This window comes from Nitrospina gracilis Nb-211 (assembly GCF_021845525.1).
Classification (GTDB): Bacteria; Nitrospinota; Nitrospinia; order Nitrospinales; family Nitrospinaceae; genus Nitrospina; species Nitrospina gracilis_A.
In genome coordinates, this window is record NZ_JAKJKD010000001.1 from 386,627 (window position 1) to 406,249 (window position 19,623).

19 protein-coding genes are annotated in these 19,623 nt (G+C 59.0%); 16 read left to right on the forward strand and 3 right to left on the reverse strand.

Features of this window, described 5'->3' with window-relative positions:
- Positions 1 to 200: 200 nt before the first annotated feature.
- The gene (locus J2S31_RS01885) at positions 201 to 680 is read left to right on the forward strand and encodes a response regulator (protein ID WP_237097351.1); all 480 of its coding nucleotides are present in this window, start codon (positions 201 to 203) and stop codon (positions 678 to 680) included.
- 384 nt (positions 681 to 1,064) lie between these two features.
- Here J2S31_RS01885 and J2S31_RS01890 read toward each other — a convergent pair whose 3' ends face one another.
- Positions 1,065 to 3,518 carry an ATP-binding protein gene (locus J2S31_RS01890; RefSeq protein WP_237097352.1) on the reverse strand — a complete coding sequence of 818 codons (2,454 nt, stop codon included), beginning with the start codon at positions 3,516 to 3,518 and terminating at the stop codon, positions 1,065 to 1,067.
- 685 nt (positions 3,519 to 4,203) lie between these two features.
- Between J2S31_RS01890 and J2S31_RS01895 the strand changes: the two genes are divergently transcribed.
- The gene (locus J2S31_RS01895; RefSeq protein WP_237097353.1) at positions 4,204 to 4,587 is read left to right on the forward strand and encodes a VOC family protein; all 384 of its coding nucleotides are present in this window, start codon (positions 4,204 to 4,206) and stop codon (positions 4,585 to 4,587) included.
- Positions 4,588 to 4,738: 151 nt separating this feature from the next.
- Here the strand turns inward: J2S31_RS01895 and J2S31_RS01900 are convergent, their stop codons facing one another.
- The gene (locus J2S31_RS01900; RefSeq protein WP_237097354.1) at positions 4,739 to 5,473 is read right to left on the reverse strand and encodes a PepSY domain-containing protein; all 735 of its coding nucleotides are present in this window, start codon (positions 5,471 to 5,473) and stop codon (positions 4,739 to 4,741) included.
- Positions 5,474 to 5,867: 394 nt separating this feature from the next.
- On the opposite strand from J2S31_RS01900, the gene J2S31_RS01905 reads away from it, so the two are divergent.
- The 12 genes from J2S31_RS01905 (at position 5,868) to J2S31_RS01960 (ending at position 16,329) form a co-directional block, all read left to right on the forward strand.
- Positions 5,868 to 6,710 carry a mechanosensitive ion channel family protein gene (locus J2S31_RS01905; protein ID WP_237097355.1) on the forward strand — a complete coding sequence of 281 codons (843 nt, stop codon included), beginning with the start codon at positions 5,868 to 5,870 and terminating at the stop codon, positions 6,708 to 6,710.
- Positions 6,703 to 7,560 carry a magnesium transporter MgtE N-terminal domain-containing protein gene (locus J2S31_RS01910; protein ID WP_237097356.1) on the forward strand — a complete coding sequence of 286 codons (858 nt, stop codon included), beginning with the start codon at positions 6,703 to 6,705 and terminating at the stop codon, positions 7,558 to 7,560. The genes J2S31_RS01905 and J2S31_RS01910 overlap by 8 nt, the downstream gene beginning before the upstream one ends.
- Positions 7,550 to 8,857, forward strand: a complete 1,308-nt coding sequence (mgtE, locus tag J2S31_RS01915) for a magnesium transporter (protein WP_237097357.1) — start codon at positions 7,550 to 7,552, stop codon at positions 8,855 to 8,857. Before J2S31_RS01910 ends, mgtE begins: the two co-directional genes overlap by 11 nt.
- A gap of 92 nt (positions 8,858 to 8,949) precedes the next feature.
- Positions 8,950 to 9,357: a VOC family protein gene (locus tag J2S31_RS01920; RefSeq protein ID WP_371831638.1), complete on the forward strand. Its 408-nt coding sequence runs from the start codon at positions 8,950 to 8,952 to the stop codon at positions 9,355 to 9,357.
- Positions 9,358 to 9,494: 137 nt separating this feature from the next.
- Positions 9,495 to 11,036, forward strand: coding sequence for a glutamate synthase-related protein (locus J2S31_RS01925; RefSeq protein WP_237097359.1), 1,542 nt, complete (start codon positions 9,495 to 9,497; stop codon positions 11,034 to 11,036).
- 156 nt (positions 11,037 to 11,192) lie between these two features.
- A complete protein-coding gene (locus tag J2S31_RS01930; RefSeq protein WP_237097360.1) occupies positions 11,193 to 11,498 on the forward strand; it encodes a hypothetical protein in 306 nt (101 codons plus the stop codon).
- 155 nt (positions 11,499 to 11,653) lie between these two features.
- The gene (ahr, locus tag J2S31_RS01935) at positions 11,654 to 12,655 is read left to right on the forward strand and encodes an NADPH-dependent aldehyde reductase Ahr (protein WP_237097361.1); all 1,002 of its coding nucleotides are present in this window, start codon (positions 11,654 to 11,656) and stop codon (positions 12,653 to 12,655) included.
- A gap of 163 nt (positions 12,656 to 12,818) precedes the next feature.
- Positions 12,819 to 14,126 carry a sulfite oxidase gene (locus tag J2S31_RS01940; protein ID WP_237097362.1) on the forward strand — a complete coding sequence of 436 codons (1,308 nt, stop codon included), beginning with the start codon at positions 12,819 to 12,821 and terminating at the stop codon, positions 14,124 to 14,126.
- Positions 14,123 to 14,506 carry a hypothetical protein gene (locus tag J2S31_RS01945; RefSeq protein WP_237097363.1) on the forward strand — a complete coding sequence of 128 codons (384 nt, stop codon included), beginning with the start codon at positions 14,123 to 14,125 and terminating at the stop codon, positions 14,504 to 14,506. Before J2S31_RS01940 ends, J2S31_RS01945 begins: the two co-directional genes overlap by 4 nt.
- Positions 14,507 to 14,808: 302 nt before the next feature.
- Entirely contained in the window at positions 14,809 to 15,192 is a 384-nt protein-coding gene (locus tag J2S31_RS01950) for a response regulator (RefSeq protein ID WP_237097364.1), read from the forward strand.
- A 294-nt stretch (positions 15,193 to 15,486) separates the two neighbouring features.
- Positions 15,487 to 15,882, forward strand: a complete 396-nt coding sequence (locus J2S31_RS01955; protein ID WP_237097365.1) for a response regulator — start codon at positions 15,487 to 15,489, stop codon at positions 15,880 to 15,882.
- A gap of 45 nt (positions 15,883 to 15,927) precedes the next feature.
- Positions 15,928 to 16,329 carry a hypothetical protein gene (locus tag J2S31_RS01960; protein WP_237097366.1) on the forward strand — a complete coding sequence of 134 codons (402 nt, stop codon included), beginning with the start codon at positions 15,928 to 15,930 and terminating at the stop codon, positions 16,327 to 16,329.
- A gap of 48 nt (positions 16,330 to 16,377) precedes the next feature.
- On the opposite strand, the gene J2S31_RS01965 is transcribed toward J2S31_RS01960, so the two are convergent.
- Entirely contained in the window at positions 16,378 to 17,868 is a 1,491-nt protein-coding gene (locus J2S31_RS01965) for an ArnT family glycosyltransferase (RefSeq protein WP_237097367.1), read from the reverse strand.
- A gap of 146 nt (positions 17,869 to 18,014) precedes the next feature.
- Between J2S31_RS01965 and J2S31_RS01970 the strand changes: the two genes are divergently transcribed.
- A complete protein-coding gene (locus J2S31_RS01970) occupies positions 18,015 to 18,593 on the forward strand; it encodes a GNAT family N-acetyltransferase (RefSeq protein ID WP_237097368.1) in 579 nt (192 codons plus the stop codon).
- A 47-nt stretch (positions 18,594 to 18,640) separates the two neighbouring features.
- The gene (locus J2S31_RS01975; RefSeq protein ID WP_272908502.1) at positions 18,641 to 19,621 is read left to right on the forward strand and encodes a calcium/sodium antiporter; all 981 of its coding nucleotides are present in this window, start codon (positions 18,641 to 18,643) and stop codon (positions 19,619 to 19,621) included.
- Positions 19,622 to 19,623 lie beyond the last annotated feature (2 nt).

Sequence of the window (19,623 nt, forward strand, 5' to 3'; positions counted from 1 at the left end):
TAGTATAAGCGCTATTTACCCCCTTAAGACTACTAGGTTGTTCCTCGTTTATTCTAAAAATCAATAGCAAGCCAGACGATTGTCCGTGTCTCAGTTAAGATATAGAATTTATCTCATAGGAAAAGAACGGCTGGGGCCAATAGAGGTTGAATCGGAGGCCGAAACCAGCTCAATACCCCCTCTTGAGAAAGAAAAGCATCATGACTCATTCAGAAACCACCCGACCCACAATACTTTTGATTGATGATTCGCTGGATTATTTGAAGCTCATGGTCGAAGTATTGAAGAATGACTACGAAATTCAGGTCGCCCTGGACGGGATACAGGGGCTCCGGCTGGCCCAGTCGCACAAGCCCCCGGATCTGATTTTGCTGGACATTTGCATGCCGGAAATGAACGGGTATGAAGTGTGTAAGTACCTTAAGGCACACCCTGTTTCAAAAAACATTCCGGTTATTTTCCTGTCAGCGTTGCATGGGATTGAGGAGGTGGCGAGAGGGTTCGAAGTCGGGGCCATGGATTACATCACCAAGCCTATCAACATTTCCATTGTTCAGGCGCGTATCAAAACCCATCTGAAACTTTACCATCAGTCCCGCCTTCTGGAGACACTGTTGCGGGAAAAAATGGGGAAGCAGCCGGTGTCCATAATAAAATATTCCACAGTCTCGGCAGGTTGACGAAGTGGGAATTTGTGATGGGGGCAAGTGAATCGTTTTCCTAAAGAGATGCCATCCTGGAAGAGGGAGCTTTGATAAAAAATCTGAATGGTAGAAGTGAAAACGTTGAGCGAGGACAACTCTGGGGGGCGGGGTTCAAGGTCCGATCTGGGTAAACTATCTTAAAAAATTGGGTGTATAGTTCTTTCAGGAGTCCCCGCCCACCAAATTCAAGTCCGATGAAATCCGAGCAGGTCCATAAGCCCGTGTATAGCGGGCTTTTTATTTTTCGAGTGCGGGTCCGTTGGGGAGGCGGCCGCATCGACGCGCCACGTTTCATTTTCTTTCCTCATTGTGTCCGTGAATCCCAACGGTCGGCGGACTGTAACGGGGCGTGAGCGGGAATCAAAGTCCGCTGAGCGTGGCTTGCCGGAAATAACTTCTTAGTTTCGCCTGATCCCATCCGGAAAAAGAAACGAGGTCCCGCGGCAACAGGCCGGCGCTTTTTTTCCGGAGCACGATCTCCTGCGGGTCAAGACCCGTCATGCACCGCAGCAAGGAGGAGAGAAACGAAACCAGCCGCTCGTGAATGATCACTTCTATGGTGGGATGCACGAATGAGATGCCGTACCGGTTCAGTTTTCTCCACAAGGGATTCAGCATCCCAATCCAGAGACAGGAAATCTTGAACCGGTTTGGGTAAAACGTTTTCAAATTGTACCCGTCGAGAACGGTTTCCAGGAAGGCCCACTGCTCCGCCGTCAACGCGCCTTCGCGAAGGGTTAGGATCTGGAACTCGTGCCGGCGGATGGTGCCCCTCGCCGCCAGTGTTTCCCATTCCTTTTGCGCGCGGAGGATCGCCAGGGCATCGTCGGCAATTTTTCTCCGCGCCAGTTCGCGCGCCTCTCCGCGATGGGCGTGCTCCAGCGTCAGCAGGATCAGGTCCCTGTTGGAATGGATGCCCGGTCCTTCGACGACCAGTTGGCTGATGGCCTCGTGCAGTTTCCAGCGCGCTTCCTCCGCCGTTTTGCCGGTCGCCACAATTTTCATCGCCATGGAGTCGTACCCCATCGGGATGGGCGCCTGGCCCTGCCGGCGAATCTGCCAGAGCAGGCGGTCGTCGCCGAACAAGTAAACCCCCTGCTGCGCCGGAACGTCCAGGCGGGTGAGGAATACGCCGGGGCCGCCAACGGGAATGCATTCGACTTCATGCTTGAGCGATCTGGAAAGCGCCGTCCGTTCGTCTTCACCGAGAATGCGCTCGAGGCAGATGCGCGCCTGAATGGCATGAGCGCGGTCTTCATGCCTGCGCCGATCCAATTCCTCCTGGCTCAAAAGAATTTTGCGGTCGGCAATATCGAGTTGCGTGCGGAAGTAGTCGATGCCGTCCACGCAGGCGGACACGCAGTTTTCAACCTGCAACCGGGTGTTCACTTCCATGAAGTAAAACCGTTCGCTTTCCGGATCGTAAAGAAACTCGAACGTGGCGGCGCCGGTGTAATGCCAGCCGAGCTTCTGGTGAACCCGCACGAGGAAGTTGCGGATTTTTTCCTGCATGGCCGTTGCAAGCGCCGGGGGAAACCCGGTGGTCTCTTCGTTGTATTTCTGGCGTGCCCGTTGCAGGGTGCAGTCCCTGGGTTCGCCGAACCGGACGTTGCCCATGACATCGGACACCACCTGGAACTCGACATGACGCGTGGTGGCGAGGAACTGGTCCACGCTGAACTCAATGTATGTTTGCCAGTACTGCCGCACGGCCTCGACCAGTTCCGTCACGGTGGGGCGGGTGAGCAGTTTCTGCCCCGCACCGCCTCCGCCCAGCGCGTCTTTCAGGATCAGCAGAGAAATGCCCTGCTCGCCGCACTGGTGGAAGAACTGCCGGACGAGAATCTCCACCCCGTTCCATTCCGTCTCGGGATCGGCGCCGGTGGGCAGGCCTTTTCGTCCGACGATCTTGCCGGAGCTGATGGGGGTGTCCAGCCCGGCGGCGCGGGCGAACGCCACGGCATTGGTCTTGTTGCCCAGGTACCGGATGATCTGCGAATGCGGTCCCACCACGCGGAACCCCAGCCGTTCCACTTCCGCCACCCATTCCGGATCTTCCGCGTTGAACCCCCAGCCGGGATGCACCGCGACCGTATGCAGGTCGATTTTATCGTTTTCCAGGGCCTGGGCTAGGGCGTGCATGCCGACGATGTCGTACCGGATGTTGCCCCTTCGGCTGGTGTCCTTGAAACAGGGGACGTAATAGAGGAAATCGCCCTCACGCAGTAATCCGTCGTAGGGCAGATCGTTTCCATCGTGCAGGAGAATGACTTTCTTGTTGAGGGCATGCGCGGCCTCAAGAATACGGCACGCCACCTCGCCCCGGTTGGCGACGACCACGTACTCCGCGGGCGGGTACGGGTTCACTTCCGCGGCCCATGTGGAGAGCGCCCGCTTTTCGGTCATCACACCGAACCTCAGGCGTTCGCAGTAAGCGCTCCGTTTTTGTGGGTCGGCCAGCGCATGGCTTTGATAAAAAACCTCCCAGTTGCCCTCCGCCTGACGGACCAGATCCTGCACTTCCTGCGGCTTGATGGGGGTCGTCCTGCGGTCGCGGTCATTGTAGTGGCGGGCAATGAAGCTCATGACCTGCTGTTTCCGAATGGCTGAGAGCAGGGGTTCGTCGTCCATCGCCAGCAGGCTTTCCAGTTCTTCAATGTGGGCGGTGATTCCCGGATAAAACCCGTAAGCCAACTTCAGGTTGGAAGGCATGTTTTCCGAGCAGGCGCTGGAGTAGCCGGGCCGCGCCGGAAAAAAGGAACCGTTTTCCACGGAAGACATCGTATTGGAACCATCGATCAATGGTGTAATCATAGAGTTGAAAAATTCATTCCTTTAAAACTGGTACGTGGCCGGGATTGGCCCTGTAACCTGGAAGCTCATTCAAAGCCGCCCTGAAAAGACATTCTTTCCAGCCGGGACCAGATTGTTGGTTCAGTTCTTATAAAGTTGCGCGGCCTTGGCTTGAGGCAAGCCGTCGTGGGCCGCGGGCGACACATCTCAACATCGATTTTTTTGGATGCCGTTTGCCCCTGGAAAGATTTGTGGATGGCGTCAGAATGGCTGAATATTTGATTATTTTTGAAAAATCAATGAGATTCAATTTGATTTCAAGCTCCGGGAAGGGTCCTTCCGCACACTCCTCTGCGTCGTCGCAGACGTTGCCGGCCATTGCTGGGGTCTCTTAATTATACGCCAGCTGGAATTTCCGATTAAAAAATAAGAGGGCGGCCTTGAAATTTTGAGTGGAGCAAGCCGGGTGGGGGGGGTGAATTCCGGTGCCAGACGAGGTTGTTTCCGGGCGGCAATTGCCGTGGTTCTGCAACTGGCGTTGTGGCGTGGAGGCACTCCGTTCCGGCCGATCCCGACCCGGCGTTTCCTGAAACCGTTGAATCGGCCCGCCGGGTTGTTTATCATGACGGAAAGAAAGCAGGATGACCTTTTCACCTGTCTGCACAGGGCGTCGGGATCCCGGCATCCCCCCGGCATGGGAAACCTCATGGGCGTTGAGCTGAACCACACCATCATCTACGTTGCGGACAAAAAGAAGTCCGCCCACTTTGTGGCGGAAATTCTGGGCCTGCCCGCTCCCGAAAAATTCGACCATTTTCTCATTATAAAAACCAGCAACAATGTCAGCCTGGATTTTCTGCAAATCACCGAGGCCATCGACACCCAGCATTATGCGTTTCTGGTAAGCGAGAAGGAGTTCGACCAGATTTTCGGCCGCATCAAGGAACGCGGCCTGCCTCACTGGGCCGACCCCCAGCAGACGAAGCAGGGCGAGATCAATCACCGCGATGGCGGACGCGGCGTTTATTTTGAAGAACCTTCCGGCCACCTGCTGGAAATCCTCACCCGGCCTTACGGCAGTGGCGGGTGAGTGGCAGGGAGGGAGCGCGTCCTCCATCATAATGATTCCGCGCCCACGTGCGTTCGCTCCGATTAAAACCGAAAAGCCGATGGCCCGCTGCAAACGGGCTTTTTTTGTGAGTGGAAGTTGTCTGGTGTGAACGCGAGGTGGTGGGGGCGGGCTATTTATTGATCACCTGGTCCGGCTTGCCGTCGTGGTTGCGGTCGATCTCCACGCGCACCACTTTGGCGTCCGGTCCGTAAATCTGCCACTGGTCGGCCTTGCCGTTGCCGTTGGTGTCGAACCCCACCTTCTCCATCATCTCGAAGCTGTTGAAGGACTGCCACTGATCGGGTTTGCCGTTGCCGTTGGTGTCGAACGACGACTCGGCGATTTTCCCGGAGCTGTTCAGCCGATCCCAGCGGTCCACCTGCCCATCGTGATTGGTGTCGTACTCGATGCGCTCCAGTTGTTCCGACGCGTTGAAGAACTGCCACTGGTCGGGTTTGCCATCCTCGTTTTCATCTCTTACGGCTTTCGCCAGCTTGCCCTGGCTGTTGTACGTTTCGGTCCAGTCGATTTTTCCGGAGTGGGTGGAGTCCAGCTCCATTTTCTCAATCTTGCCGGAAGCAGAGTAGTGCTGGAACTGGTCCATCCTGCCGTCGTGGTTGCGATCGAACTCCACGCGGATGCGGTTTCCCTTTCCATCGTAATACTCCACCTGGTCCGCCTTGCCGTCGCCGCTTTTGTCGAACTCCACTTTTTCCGGCTTGCCACTTGCGGACAGGTGTTGCCACTGATCCACCTTGCCATCGAAGTCGGAATCGATTTCGTGGACCTCCGCGAATGCGGAAGCGGTGGGGAGAGCAAGCACCGCAAATGCAGTCAAAGCGATGGAATGAATCGGTCGGGTCATGATCTTATTTGTTCAGGATGAATGAAATGGGGATTTCCAGAACCATTTTGTCTTCGTTCAAAATCTCAGGAATGTGCGGAAACGGGGCCGCGTTGCGAATGGTCTTGAGCGCCGCACTGTCCAATATTCGCGGTTGGATGAATTGTTGATGGTGACGTGGCTCAGGGAGCCGTCTTTTTTATGGTGAATTTTACCACAGGTTGCCCCTCCAGTCCCTTCCCTGGTCCGCAAGGCGCGCGTCGCAAACTTCTTTCCTTAAAGCGTCGCACACGCTTTCTGCTTTTACCTTTCAATCCCTTTTAAGTGAGTTACAATATAGGGCCAGAAACGGCGTGTCTGCGCTTCCTGGCGTTGCTTCGATTCTATTTTCCTGGAACACGATGAGGTGACCTGCATGGAACTCCTCTCCTCCTGGTTTCAAGAGATCAAAACGGCAAGTCTTCCCGCGCTGGAAAATCTCATTGGTTATTTACCGAGTCTGTTTGGCGCCGCCGCGCTTCTTGCGGTAGGCTGGCTGGTCGCCGGCCTGGCGCAGGTGGGTTTCGTGAAAACCGTGGTCGCCCTCGACCGGGTACTCAGCCGCACGCCGATCAAACGCAGCACCGCTCCGCACCTGCAGGTAACGCATCCCGCGCTCGACCTGTTCGGCAAAATCGTGTTCTGGGCGGTGATCCTGTTTTTCGTCAAGTTCGCCACCGATATCCTTGGCCTGCATGCAGTAGCGCAGTGGCTCAACCAAGTCGTCACCTACCTGCCGACGTTTCTTGCCGGCGGCATCATCCTCATTGCCGGTGTATTGCTGAGCGTTCTGGTACGCGACCTCACCATCACCACCGCGGACACGGCGGGCATTCCGCAGGCCAGCCTGCTGGGCACGCTGGCGCAGGGCGCGACGCTGATCACCGCGCTGGTGATCGGGCTCGACCAGATCGGCATCGAGGTTTCGTTTCTGTCCACTCTCATCGCCATCGGCGCGGCCGCGTTCCTTGGCAGTCTCGCCCTGGCGTTCGGTCTGGGCGGGCGCACCTTCGTCAGCAACCTCATCGGCGCGCATTTCGTGCACAAGCAGTACCAGGTGGGCCAGCGCGTGCGCTGGGGCAAACGCGAGGGCGTGATTCTGGAATTCACCCCGACGTCCGTGGTGCTGGCCACCAAGGAGGGACGCCTGATCCTCCCCGCCAGCCTGTTCGAGGAAGAACCGATGGAGCAATTGATCGGTCAAAAAGAAAATGAATGACACGCTTGCATTCACCCGGAGTTACCTGGCGGAGTACCCCGTAGAGGCGGCGCGCGTTCTGGAAGGCATGGACTCGCGGGACTCCGCCGCCTACCTGGCGTCCATGGAGCCGGAGGAGGCGGCGTGGGTGATGGAGCAGATGCTTCCCTGGTACTTGGAGCAATGCGTCGCGCACTGGACGCCGGAACAAGCGGCGGAGCGGCTTGATCTTCTTTCCTCGTTCCGCGCGTGTCATGTCCTGCGATTGAGCGATGCGGACTCCCGCAAGCGCCTGCTTGAAGCGTTGCCGAAAAAGAAACAAAAGGTGTTGTCCCGCCAGATCACCTTTCGCCCGGACACGGTGGGGCACTGGATGGAGGAGCCCCTGCCGGTGGTGTCCGAACAGGCGACGGTGCAGGATGCGCTCGACCAGCTCCGACGCGCCGGGCCCAACGAGAGACAACACTTTTTCGTGATGCAGAGAAACGGCCGTTATGTCGGTGCGGTGGAAATTGCAAGACTGTTGCAGGAGTCGCCGAACCGGCAGGTGACGGAACTGCTCGACCCGCGGGTGGAGCCGGTGCTGGTGCAGGCGCCGCTCACCACCGTGCGGACATTCCCCGCCTGGCACCATGCCCATGCCCTGCCGGTCCTCAATGTGGACCATCAACTCGAAGGCGTGCTGAAAGAGGCGCAGGTGCGTGAAGCGCTGGATACGGGGCAGGTGATTGTGGAGGACACGTCCTTGTTCGAAAGCCTGGTGCCGTTGTTTCTTCTCGCCGCCACCGCGTGGGTGCGCGGCATGGTGTCCCTGCCGTTTCTCGAACCGCCCAAACCGCCTGCCACGAAGGAAAACGAACATGAACGGTGATGCCAACACCGTGGCCGAAGCGCTCAACCGCCGTTTCCTGCAACAGCATCCTCTCGCCGCGGCACGGCGATTGGAGGAACTGGATCCGGAGTCGGCGGCGGCTCTGCTCAATAAAATGCCCCCGGCGCAACTGACCCCGGTGTTCGAACAACTATCGCCATCGTCCGCCGCCGCCATCCTGCCGCACCTGGGTGAAGACCGGGTTAAGGAAGTGATCGAATTCACCGATCCCAAGGCGATGGTCGCCATCCTGCACCAGCTCGATGCCGGACAGGCGGACGCGTATCTGGACCGCGTGTCCCCCGCGGTCAAAAAAGAACTGACGGCGTTGATGCAGTATCCGGAAGACACCGCGGGAAATTTGATGGACCCGCGCGTCGAACCGTACGCGGGCACACTCACCGTTGAGCAAACATTGAAACGCTTGCGCCAGCCCGGCTACCGCGTGAAGCCGGTGCTGTTCGTGCAGAACGATTCGCGCGGATTGAGCGGACGCGTCAGCCTGCAAACCCTGGTGGCGGCGCGGCCGGACCAGTCGCTCGACGAGATCAAAGGACCCGTTTCGATTTTCGTCGAGCCGCTCACGCCGCAGGAAGAGATCGTTGCCCTGTTTGACAAGCACCGTTTCCAAAGCATCCCGGTGGTCGGCCTGCACGGCGAGTTGATCGGCGTCATCTGGCAGGACACCCTGGTGCGCGCGGTGGAAGAGGACGCGACCTCCGACGTGCAGGCGATGGTGGGCGCGAGCCGCGACGAACGCGCGCTGTCGAAAGCGACGTTCGCTGTGCGCAAACGCCAGCCGTGGTTGCAGATCAATCTCGTCACCGCGTTTCTCGCGGCGGCGGTGGTCGGTTTGTTCGAGGACATGATCGCACGCTTCACCGCGCTCGCCGTTCTGCTGCCGGTGGTGGCGGGGCAGAGCGGCAACACCGGCGCGCAGGCCCTGGCCGTCACCATGCGCGGCCTCGCCATCCGCGAGATCACCACCCGCCACTGGGTGCGCGTGGTGTGGAAGGAATCGCAGGCCGGATTCATGAACGGCGTCGGCGTGTGCGCCACCACCTGCCTCGGCGTGTTTCTGTGGAGCCAGTCGGCGGGATTGACGGGAGTGATCGGCATCTCCATGATCATTTCGATGGTCATCGCCGGTATGGCGGGCGCACTGGTGCCCATCGTGCTGGTGCGCGTCGGACAGGACCCCGCCACCGCGTCGTCGATCATCCTCACCACCGTCACCGACGTCATGGGCTTCTTCTCCTTCCTCGGCACCGCCACCTTGCTTTCCGGATTTCTTTGATGGAAAAATCAGCGTAATCATTTTGGGAAAAGCGCCTCGGCTCTGTCGCAGGGGATTGGGGGGCTTCTTTTATTCACAGCCGGAGTTGTATGATGAAACCACGAATCAGCATGATCACATTGGGTGTGGAGGATATGGAACGCGCCGTCCGATTTTATGAACAGGGGCTGGGGTTCCCACGGAAAGAATCGCCGCCGGAGGTGGCGTTCTTCACTCTCAATGGCACATGGCTGGCGCTGTTCTCGAGCCGCTCGCTGGCGGAAGATGCGGACGTTTCCGCGGAAGGGAATGGCTTTCACAATTTCGCGCTGGCGCACAATGTGAGCTCGGAAGCGGAGGTCGATCAGGTCATCGCGCAATGCCTCGCGGCGGGGGCGACGCTCACGCGCAAGGCGCAAACGGTGTTCTGGGGCGGCTACACGGGGTACATCCAGGACCCCGACGGCCATCTGTGGGAGATCGCCTACAATCCGCATTTCTGGGTGGGTCCACGGGATTGAGCCAAACGGAACTCCCGTGGTTGACACGGTGAAAGAATGGGGGTGGATCTGCGACGAACCAGAAACAGTGGCCCACACCGGCAGGCCTTGATACACTGAGGGCACTTCACCGTTAAAAAATTTTGAAGGAGCGCATCGTGGACAAACCCGTGGTGGCCGACACCCAACCCGCCGAGGTGCAACTGAAAGCAGGCAAGGTTTACGCCTGGTGTTCCTGCGGCCGATCCAAAACCCAGCCGTTCTGCGACGGTTCGCACAAAGGCACGTCGTTCCAGCCGAAGATGTTCAAGGTGGACAAGGATGATACGGCGTACCTGTGCATGTGCAAACACACGAAAGATGCGCCGTACTGCGACGGCTCGCATGCCTCTCTTCCTGAAGACGACCAGGAAGGAGAGGAGGAGGGTGCCGACTCGCAGGTTTCGGGGGACGCGGCCCTCCCCAAGCCGACTAAAGAGGAACCGACGGTTCAGTACATCCACGAACTGGCGTCGCATGGGCTGGGGCGCGTCGGACCCCACGGCGAGGTGGCGGCGATGGGCGTGCCTGCGCCGGAGTTGCCGCGCTGGGACGACATTCAGATCCTGACGGCGCAGTTTTCCAATCAACCCCTGCAGGAAAAAATCGAAGTCGGCACCGAAGTGGTCATCGGCCCGCGCGCGAAGAAACCGCTCACTCTTAAAATTCCCCTGCTCGTCTCCGACATGAGTTTCGGCGCGTTGTCGGAGGAAGCGAAAATCGCGCTGGCTCAAGGGGCGGAGGCGGCGGGCACGGGCATCTGTTCCGGTGAAGGCGGCATGCTTCCGGAAGAACAGGAAAACAACTCGCGTTACTTTTATGAACTGGCGTCGGCGCAGTTCGGTTATAAGGAAGAGCTTCTCAAAAAAGTGCAGGCGTTTCACTTCAAAGGCGGGCAGGGCGCGAAGACCGGCACCGGCGGTCATCTGCCGGGCAGGAAAGTCACCGAACGCATCGCCGAAATCCGCGGTCTGAAGCCGGGGCAGGACGCCGTCTCTCCCCCGACTTTCACCGACCTGCACACGGTGGACGATTTTAAAAAGTTCGGCGATCGTGTGCGCGAGGTCACGGGCGGCATTCCCATCGGATTCAAAACCTCGGCGCAACACATCGAAGACGACATCGAGTTTGCGGTGCAGGCCGGCGCGGATTACATCATCGTCGATGGACGCGGTGGCGGCACCGGCGCGGCGCCTCTGCTCTTCCGCAATCACATCTCCGTCCCCACCATCCCGGCCTTGGCGCGCGCCCGGCGGTACCTAGATAACAAGGGGTACGATCACGTGACGCTCATCGTCACCGGGGGCCTGCGCACGCCTCCGGATTTCGTGAAGGCGCTGGCGATGGGGGCGGACGCCATCGCCCTGTCGAACGCGGCGATGCAGGCCATCGGGTGCATCGCGGCGCGCATCTGCCACACCAACAACTGCCCGGCGGGCATCGCCACGCAGGACCCGGAGCGCCGCAAGATTCTGGATACCAGGGAAGCGCCGAAACGGCTGACGCGGTTTTTAAATGCGTCGGTGGAGTTGATGCAGGTCATGGCGCGCGCCTGCGGTCACGATCACCTCAACCGGTTTTCGATGCGCGACCTCACCACGTGGAAACGCGAGATGAGCGACCTCTCCGGCATTCCATACAGCGGTGTGGCTGGTCGATAAGCGATGCCGGGGGTGAATTCCTTGCCGTCGTGTTTTTTCCTGACAGGCTCTGCGGACTTATCATAAAGTCGGGAATCGTGTTTTTATTTTTTGAACCGGGAGACTCCTTGCGGCCCCCGGTTCCTCATGGAAATATAAAGAGGAGGGTGTTGTATCATGGGTAGCGTCCATCCGATTTTGAATGAATACTCGGGGCAGATCCCGAAAAGCCTGCAAACCTACAAGTCCATCCACGCGATCGAGGATTACGAGGTGATCGTCGAGCACGCGAGACAGGAGATGAGCGCTTTCAAAAGTCTCGACGGCGTGCTGCCCGACGGGCGCACGGTGCGCGATGCGTTGATAGAAAGCGGTTATCACGAATCGATCGAAGACATGGATGGATTGGACAAAGACCGCACCCGCGTCGTTGGCGCGCTCAACCTGATCCTCGAATTCTCCGAAGCCATGGCCGAAGACTGACCGGGCCACGCCACGCACGACGTGGAGCGAACCACGCCCGGCGGGGTGCGAACGGGGCCAACGCGGGAATTTTGTTGGGAAGAGTCCTGGCGGGCGAACGATGATCCGGAGTTCAATAAATTTTCTCTCCCCTTTCATATCAGGAGATCGTAGTCATGATTAAAGCTTACGCCGCGAAACAGGCGGGACAATCGCTCGAACCGTTCGAATACGATCCCGGCGCACTGCGACCGGACGAAGTGGAAATCGACGTCCTGCACTGCGGCCTGTGCCACAGCGATGTCAGCATCATCGACAACGCCTGGGGCATCACGCAATTTCCCGTGGTGCCGGGTCACGAGGTGGTGGGTAAAGTCGGAAAGAAAGGCGATGCGGTGCGCAACCTGGAGATCGGTCAGCACGTGGGGCTGGGCTGGCACGCAGGCTTTTGCGGAACCTGCGGGTCCTGCGCCACCGGCGATCACAATCTGTGCGCCGCGCCGCAGGAGACGATCGTCGGGCATCACGGTGGTTTCGCCGACAAAGTCCGCGCCCGGGCGCACAGTGTGGTGCCTCTGCCCGACGGCATGGACCTCGCCGCCATCGGCCCCCTGTTCTGCGGCGGCATCACCGTGTTCAATCCGTTTGTGCAGTTCGATGTCCGTCCGACCGACAAAGTCGGCGTCATCGGCATCGGCGGGCTGGGTCACCTGGCGCTCCAGTTCGCCGGCAAGTGGGGGTGCGAGGTGACGGCGCTCACCTCCGGCACGGCGAAGGAAAAGGAAGCGCGCGAGATGGGCGCGCATCATGTCATCAATTCGCGCGACCCGAAAGTCATCGAGGCCGCCGCCGGGCACTTCGATTTCATCATTTCCACGGTCAATGTGAAGCTCGACTGGAACCTGTACCTCAACGCGCTCAAACCGAAAGGCCGTCTGCATTTCGTCGGCGCGGTGCTGGAGCCACTCGACTTGCAGGTGTTTCCGCTTCTCGTCGGACAACGCTCGGTCTCCGGCTCGCCGGTGGGTTCTCCCGCCACCATCGCCACCATGCTGGAGTTCTGCAAGCGCCACGGCATCCAACCGGTGATCGAGCAATTCAAGTTTTCCCAGGTGAACGACGCCATCGCCAAACTCAAGCAGGGCAACGTGCGTTACCGCGCGGTGCTCAGTCACTGACGGGTGCTCAGTCACTGAGTGGCGTTGAGTCACTGATGTCCGTCATTCTGGCATTTCCCGCGTTCCGGCGGGAGGAGCGGTTTCCCCTCCATTAAATTTTTGCTTTCCTGCTCGAAGGGGTTATTCTTGTATTGAGTGCGTTGCCCTTTTATGGAGGGTGAGAATGCCCGGAAAAAAAGAACGCGGTTTGTTTGAACTGTATCGCGATGATCCCGAAAAAGCCGACTGGGAACTGTGGGGGCGCGAGGCCGACCCCGTCTCCCGCCGCGGTTTTTTGAAGGACGCCGGGCTCGCTTTCATGGCGCTCACCGTGGGCGCGCACATCCCTCACGCGCGGTTCATTCCTCAAGGGCTGATCCCCGTCGCGCTCGCCGAATCCAAAACCACTCCCGTCATCGAAGGCAAGAGCGGCTTGATCGTGCACAATGATCGACCGATCAACGCCGAGCCGCCGCCGCACCTGCTCGATGCCGACTTCACACCGAAAGAACATTTCTTCGTGCGCAACAACGGCCTGCCGCCGGGCGCGACCGACAACCCCGGCGCATGGACCTTCACCGTGGACGGCGAGGTGCGCAAGCCATTGACCCTCACCCTCGATGAATTGAAACGTAAATTCAAACATCACACGCTGGCGCTGCAGATCGAGTGCGGCGGCAACGGGCGCGCCGGATTTTATCCATCGGCGAAAGGCAACCAGTGGCGGTTCGGGGCCATCGGGTGCGCGCGCTTCACCGGCGTGCGTTTGTGCGATGTGTTGAATGCCGCGAGCGTCAAGGCCTCCGCCGTGTACACCGGCTATTATGGCGACGACCTGCACCTTTCGGGTCAGCCGGGCAAGGTGTCGATTTCCCGCGGCACGCCCATCGCCAAGGCGATGGACGAACACACGCTGATCGCGTGGGCGATGAACGACGAACCCCTGCCGCTTCTCAATGGGTTTCCGTTGCGGCTCGTCACGCCCGGCTGGCCGGGCTCGACGTCGCCCAAATGGCTGAAGCGCATCTGGGTGCGCGACCGCGTGCACGATGGCATGAAGATGGATCACTACCGCGTGCCGCGTCATCCGGTGAAGCCCGGCACGCCGGTGCCGCTGGAGGACACGGTGATCATCGAATCGATGTTGGTGAAGTCGCTCATCACGCATCCTCGAACCGGGATCGAAATCAAAAAAGACCAGCCGCTGGTTCTGCGCGGTCACGCCTGGGCGGGCGACCGGTCCGTGGCGGCAATGCATGTGTCGGTCGATTTCGGCGCCACCTGGCAGGGCGCGCAATTGAAAGAGCCGGTCAACCGCTACGCCTGGCAACGCTGGCAGACGCAGGTGCGGTTTCCCATGCCGGGGTATTACGAAGTGTGGGCGCGGGCGACGGATGAGGCGGGCGTCATGCAACCGATGGTGGTGCCGGGATGGAATCCATCTGGCTACCTCAACAATGCCATGCACCGCATCGCGGTGACCGTAAGATGAAACCGCCGCTTCCCGTCTTGAGAGCCGTGCTGGTTTTCGTGTCCGTTGTATTGGCTGCGTCTGTTGCGTGGGCCGAGGAGGTTGACCCCAACGCCGGGTTGCCGCAGGGCGAAGGCCGCGACGCGGTGATTGCCAACTGCACCGCCTGCCACAACGCCGCGCTCATTCTGCAGAACCGCATGAGCCGAAGCGGCTGGGATGCGCTCATCACCTGGATGCAAAAAGAGCAGGGGTTGTGGGAGCTGGACCCGGATGTGCGCAAATCGATTCTGGATTACCTGGCAAAATACCGGGGACCCACCGCCGCCTCGCCGGACAGGGAAGGGGGGCCGCACGCCAACCCGATGTACGAGTTTCACTACCCGCCGAATCCGCTTTAATACCATTATCGAGTTATAAATTGCGATTCAATCCGTGAGCCAGCGTTCGGGGTTTGCCCGGATTGGCATGGAATTTTGATCCCCTGAAGCCGACCCGAAATATTTTCCCGTATGGGCTCGATGATAACCGTTTTAAAAACAGGGCGGTTGTTGGCCTATGGGGGTTTTTCCGCATTTTGTAAGCAGATACAGATTGATTAATTCGTCTCAGGGTATAAATTTAAGGTATTCCAAAAAAATAAAACCTTTTAAAAAACTGCTTCAGGGAAATATTTTTTCGTGGAAATCCCTGGGAGGAAGCCATGAATGTCCTACTGATAGACAGTGATAAAAACCTGCTCCATTTAATAGAAGGGTTGATCGAATTTTCGATTTTGACGTCGCATCTGAAAATCGAAACTGTGGATACACCTCACCAGGCGGCGCAAATGGCTTTGCAAAGCGGTCCGGAATTTGTGGTGATTGATCCACAATTTTCCAAGGAATGGGGCATGCCCCTCATTAAAACGTTGAAGGAAATCCAACCCAATACCGTCGTGTTTGCCTTCAGTAATTGTTTAAGCGAACCGTGCTTTGGCAATTGCCGGGAGCAATGTCTGGAAGCAGGGGCCGACCGGCATTTTGACAAGGCGAAAGACTTCCTGAGTGTCCCACAAATGATTCGGGAAAAAGCCAAACCGCGCTAGAGCTCTCCTTACCGTTCCCGCGTTCCATTTCGAGCAGATCGGAGTACCTAAGTAAAACCCAAGACCCAGCCTGGAGCCGATTGAGAAACCGCTTTGCAGATATGAGGCCTCGCGCTGGAGTGGCGGATTGAACCTTCTTCCGGCCCCTTCCCTCATCTCCTGAGAATCCCCCGCTTTTTAAAAACCCCTTTAAATTCAAAAGTTAAAAGCAATTCTGAAAAAATCATTGACAAATTCCTCTCATTATTGATAATGATTATCAATATCAATATAGCTCAATCAGGGAGGTTCCCCATGGACATTTTGCTCATCGACCGAGAATCCGATCTGCTGGACCTGCTCGAGGATTTGATCCGGTTCGCCTCGCCGCAAGGCGGTGGCTGGCGTATTCAAAAAGCCCGCAAGCCGGAGGACGCGGTGCAGTTGGCGTTGCAGAGCGGTCCCGACCTCGTGGTCGTGGACCCGCGGTTTTCCGAGAAGTGGGGGATGTCGCTCATCAAAACCATCCGGCAGGTGCGGCCGCGCACGACGGTGATTGTTCTCTGCAATTGCGGAAGCGATCTGTGTTCGCTGTACTGTCGCGACCGTTACCGCGAATTCGGCGTGGACCGCCACGTGGACAAAACGCAAGGTCTGCTCGGCATCCCCGGAATGGTGCGCGAACTCCAGCGCAACGCCGCCGTCTGCTGAACACCCCCTTCCTTCAACAAAGATGCTTCGAAAGGAATCCTGCCATTGGATAAAGAAACGTTGTTGCGGTTGAGTAAACCGGTGGGCATCCTGCTCGCGGTCGTATTGTTGGTGATTTTGAGTGCGGGCACCGCGTGGTCGCAGGCGCCGACGGAGCCGCCCGTCGAACAGGCGATTGAGATGGAGACGCACCCCAGCCTGGGCGTGGTGTTCACATATGCCGACGGGTCCCGCTTTGCGCATCCGAAGAAGGGCGCGATCGAGTACCTGCCTTCCGGCAAGGAGCGGTTGGAAGTGCGGCACGAGTTGGGCGAGGTGTGGTACATCACCGCCGACGGGGCGTGGTACACGCTGTCGCTGGAACCCACCTTCTATTTCGAAGACGCAACCGGTCAGTACCGGTCGCTCATTCCCAAGTCCTGGTCCACCTGCGTCTGCGACCGTTGATCCCGGCGCGGCGGGCACCCGCCTTCTTTAATCCGCCTGAAATAGAAATCAGCGTTCGACCCGCCACAGTACCAGGTCGCCGAAACGCGCCACGGGTTGCAGGTGATTTTTTTCGGATGGATGCAGGCGGTCGAGCAGGTGATCGCGTGCCGCGAGGTAATCGCGTTTCTTTCCGCGCGCGTCGTGAAGCAGGAAGTTCACCCGTTCCGTGCGCCGGGCTTTTCCCTTCATGTAATACTCGGCGGAAAACGAGCGTTCACCGAACACCCACAGGCGGCAGTCGGGATTGCCTTCGCACACTCTGTGGTATTCCGCGACCACGCCTTTGTGCGTGGGCAGGGGCCAGGACGCATCCTTATCCGCCGCATAAAAAATGTAACTCATCATTCCCAACATCATCACCGCTGTTGCCACATGGACGTGGCGCAAAATTCTGGATGGATCCGGTACGTTGCGCAGGGACAGTGCCAGAAGGATTGCAGCGGGCGGAGCGGCGGGAAGCGAATAGGTCCAGATGATGTTGCGCGCGAACGTCAGAAACAGTGCGGGCACAACCACCCAGCACAACAGGAACAGCACCCACTCGCGTTGCGGTCCGGTGTCTTTAAAATTCATCCACTCCGGTTTGCGGAGGGTGAGCAGGCAGGCCGCCGGAACCAACACGATCCACGGCGCGAGTCCCAGCAGGTAGAATCCCCAGATCATGCCGAACGGTTGCGCGTGGGCGAAGCCGTAGCGGTCGCCTTCCCATCCCGGCACCAGGAAGCGGTTGAAATGCTCACCGATGAAAAAATAGTGGAGAAAGCCCGGCGTCCTCACCTCCGCCGCAACGTACCACGGCACGGCGATGACGGCGGTGATGAAGAGTCCCGTTCCCCACGGCAATTTCTTTAAAAACGGTTTCCATTTTTTGGTGAGGATCAGCCACACGGCGATGGGGAGCCCCCCGACTGCGAACACCATGAGTCCCTTGGTGAGAAGACCGATGCCGATGCCGGCGAACATCCAGCGTGCGTGCGCGGGATTCCATTCCCGCGTGAAGCGCCAGCAGGCGCTCATCATGACGAACAGCGAGAACATCAGCACCATGTCGGTCATCACTGCGCCGGCGGCGGCGAGAAAGATGGCGCTGGTGGCGAGCAGGATCGTTGCGAGGTGAGCGGTGAACGAGCCTTCGTTTTCCTTGACGAAGCGCCAGAAGAGAACCAGCAAGGCGGCGGACAGGATCAGGATGGGCAGGCGCGGCCCCAGCTCTCCCGCGCCGAACAGGGCGATGCCGGTGGCCGACAGCCAGGTGGAGAGTGGCGGCTTGCCCCAGAACGGCACGCCGTAATCGAACTGAGGCATGATCCAGTCGCCCGTCTCCACCATCTTGCGTGCGATCTCCGCGTAGCGCGCCTCGGTTTCGTCCATGATGGGCACCACCGCCGCCGCCGCGCCGCGGCAGATCAGCACCAGAGCCAGGACCCCCAGCGTCCACCACGCCGCGCAGTGGGATGGTTCCGTATCGGTCTTGCCTTGCGGTTGAGAATTCTGCATGCGCAACGATCGGGTTGCCGGGCCGTGCCGGAGGAAACGTATTGTACTTGGAATGAACTTTCAGTCCATAATGTGCCGGAGGGGCATGGCTGAAAGTCTCCACTCGTTATCAGCGGTTATGTTAATCGAATTTCCCGGCCAATGACATGACTTCCGAATATTTCCCGTTAAGCGATCCGTTGTTTCAGTTCGAGGGTTATCACGTCCGGCGGTTCCGGCACGCCGACGCGGCGGCCATTGCTCGTTACGCCAATAATTTTTCCATCTGGAAACAACTGCGCGACTGGTTTCCGCACCCCTACACGCGGGAGGACGCGGAGGAGTTTGTCGACCAGGTGACGCGCGAATACCCGCCGCGCACGTTCGCCATCGCGACGGAAAGCGAGGCCATCGGCACCCTCGGTTACCATCCCGGCTATGACGTGCACCGGCATTCGGCGGAACTGGGATTCTGGCTGGCCGAACCGTACCACGGCAAAGGCATCATGACCGAAGCCGTCCGGCGGTTTTCCGATCACCTGCTGGATGGCGGAGGTTTGCTCCGGCTGTGGGCGGGCGTGTTTTCCAACAACCCCGCCTCCATGCGTGTGCTGGAGAAGGCCGGGTTCGAACTGGAAGGGGTTCTGAAAGCCAGCGTGGTGAAAGACGGCGAGGTCCTCGACCAGCACCTGTACGCCAAAGTGCGGCCGCGTCCCGTGTCCTCTTTCGATTCATTGAATGAGTAGCGGTTTCAATCCAGCAAGTCTTTTTAAATGAAAATGGTGCTTTCATTATGATATGGCCCGCTTTGGCGATATTGGGAGGCTTGGCTCTTCTGGTGTGGAGCGCCGACCGTTTTGTGGAAGGGGCGGCGGCTTCGGCGCAACATTTCGGACTGCCGCCGTTGCTGATCGGCATGGTCATCGTGGGCTTCGGCACCTCCGCGCCGGAGATGACGGTGTCGGTGTTGTCGGCAGTGCAGGGCAACCCCGGCATCGCCCTGGGCAATGCCTACGGCTCCAACATCACCAACATCGCCCTCATCCTGGGGCTCACCGCGTTGCTCAAACCGATCGCCGTGGAGTCCGGCGTCCTGCGCCGCGAACTGCCGCTCCTCACCGGCATCACCGCGCTGGCCGTGTATCAGTTGGTGGATGGCGAGTTGACGCGCCTCGACGCGGTGGTTCTGCTGGGTGTATTCGCGGCGGTGATGGGTTGGACCATCCGCGAAGGCCTGCAGAAGCGCAAAGATGCCCTCGCTGTTGACATGCAGAAGGAACTCGTGGGGATGGCCCTGCCACTCGGGCGTGCACTGTTCTGGGTGGTCGTGGGATTGATCCTGCTGATCGTCAGCTCGCGCCTGCTGGTGTGGGGCGCGGTGGAGATCGCCCACAGCCTGGGCGTCAGCGACCTCATCATCGGTCTCACCGTGGTTGCCGTCGGCACCTCGCTTCCGGAGCTGGCGTCGTCGCTGGTGGCGGCGTGGAAAGGGGAAAGCGATCTCGCGCTCGGTAACATACTGGGATCGAACCTGTTCAACACGCTGGCGGTGGTGGGGCTGGCAGGCGTGGTTCAGCCCATGCCCGTGGCGCCGGAGGTGGTGACGCGCGACTGCTCCGTGATGGGCGCGCTCACCGTGTCGCTGTTTGTGATCGGCTACGGGTTCCGCGACCGTCCGGGAAGCATCAACCGCTGGGAGGGTGGCATTCTGCTTGCGGTGTATCTCGCTTACAGCGCCTGGCTGGCGCGCCTGGCTGTGACAGGAGGAGGATGAGA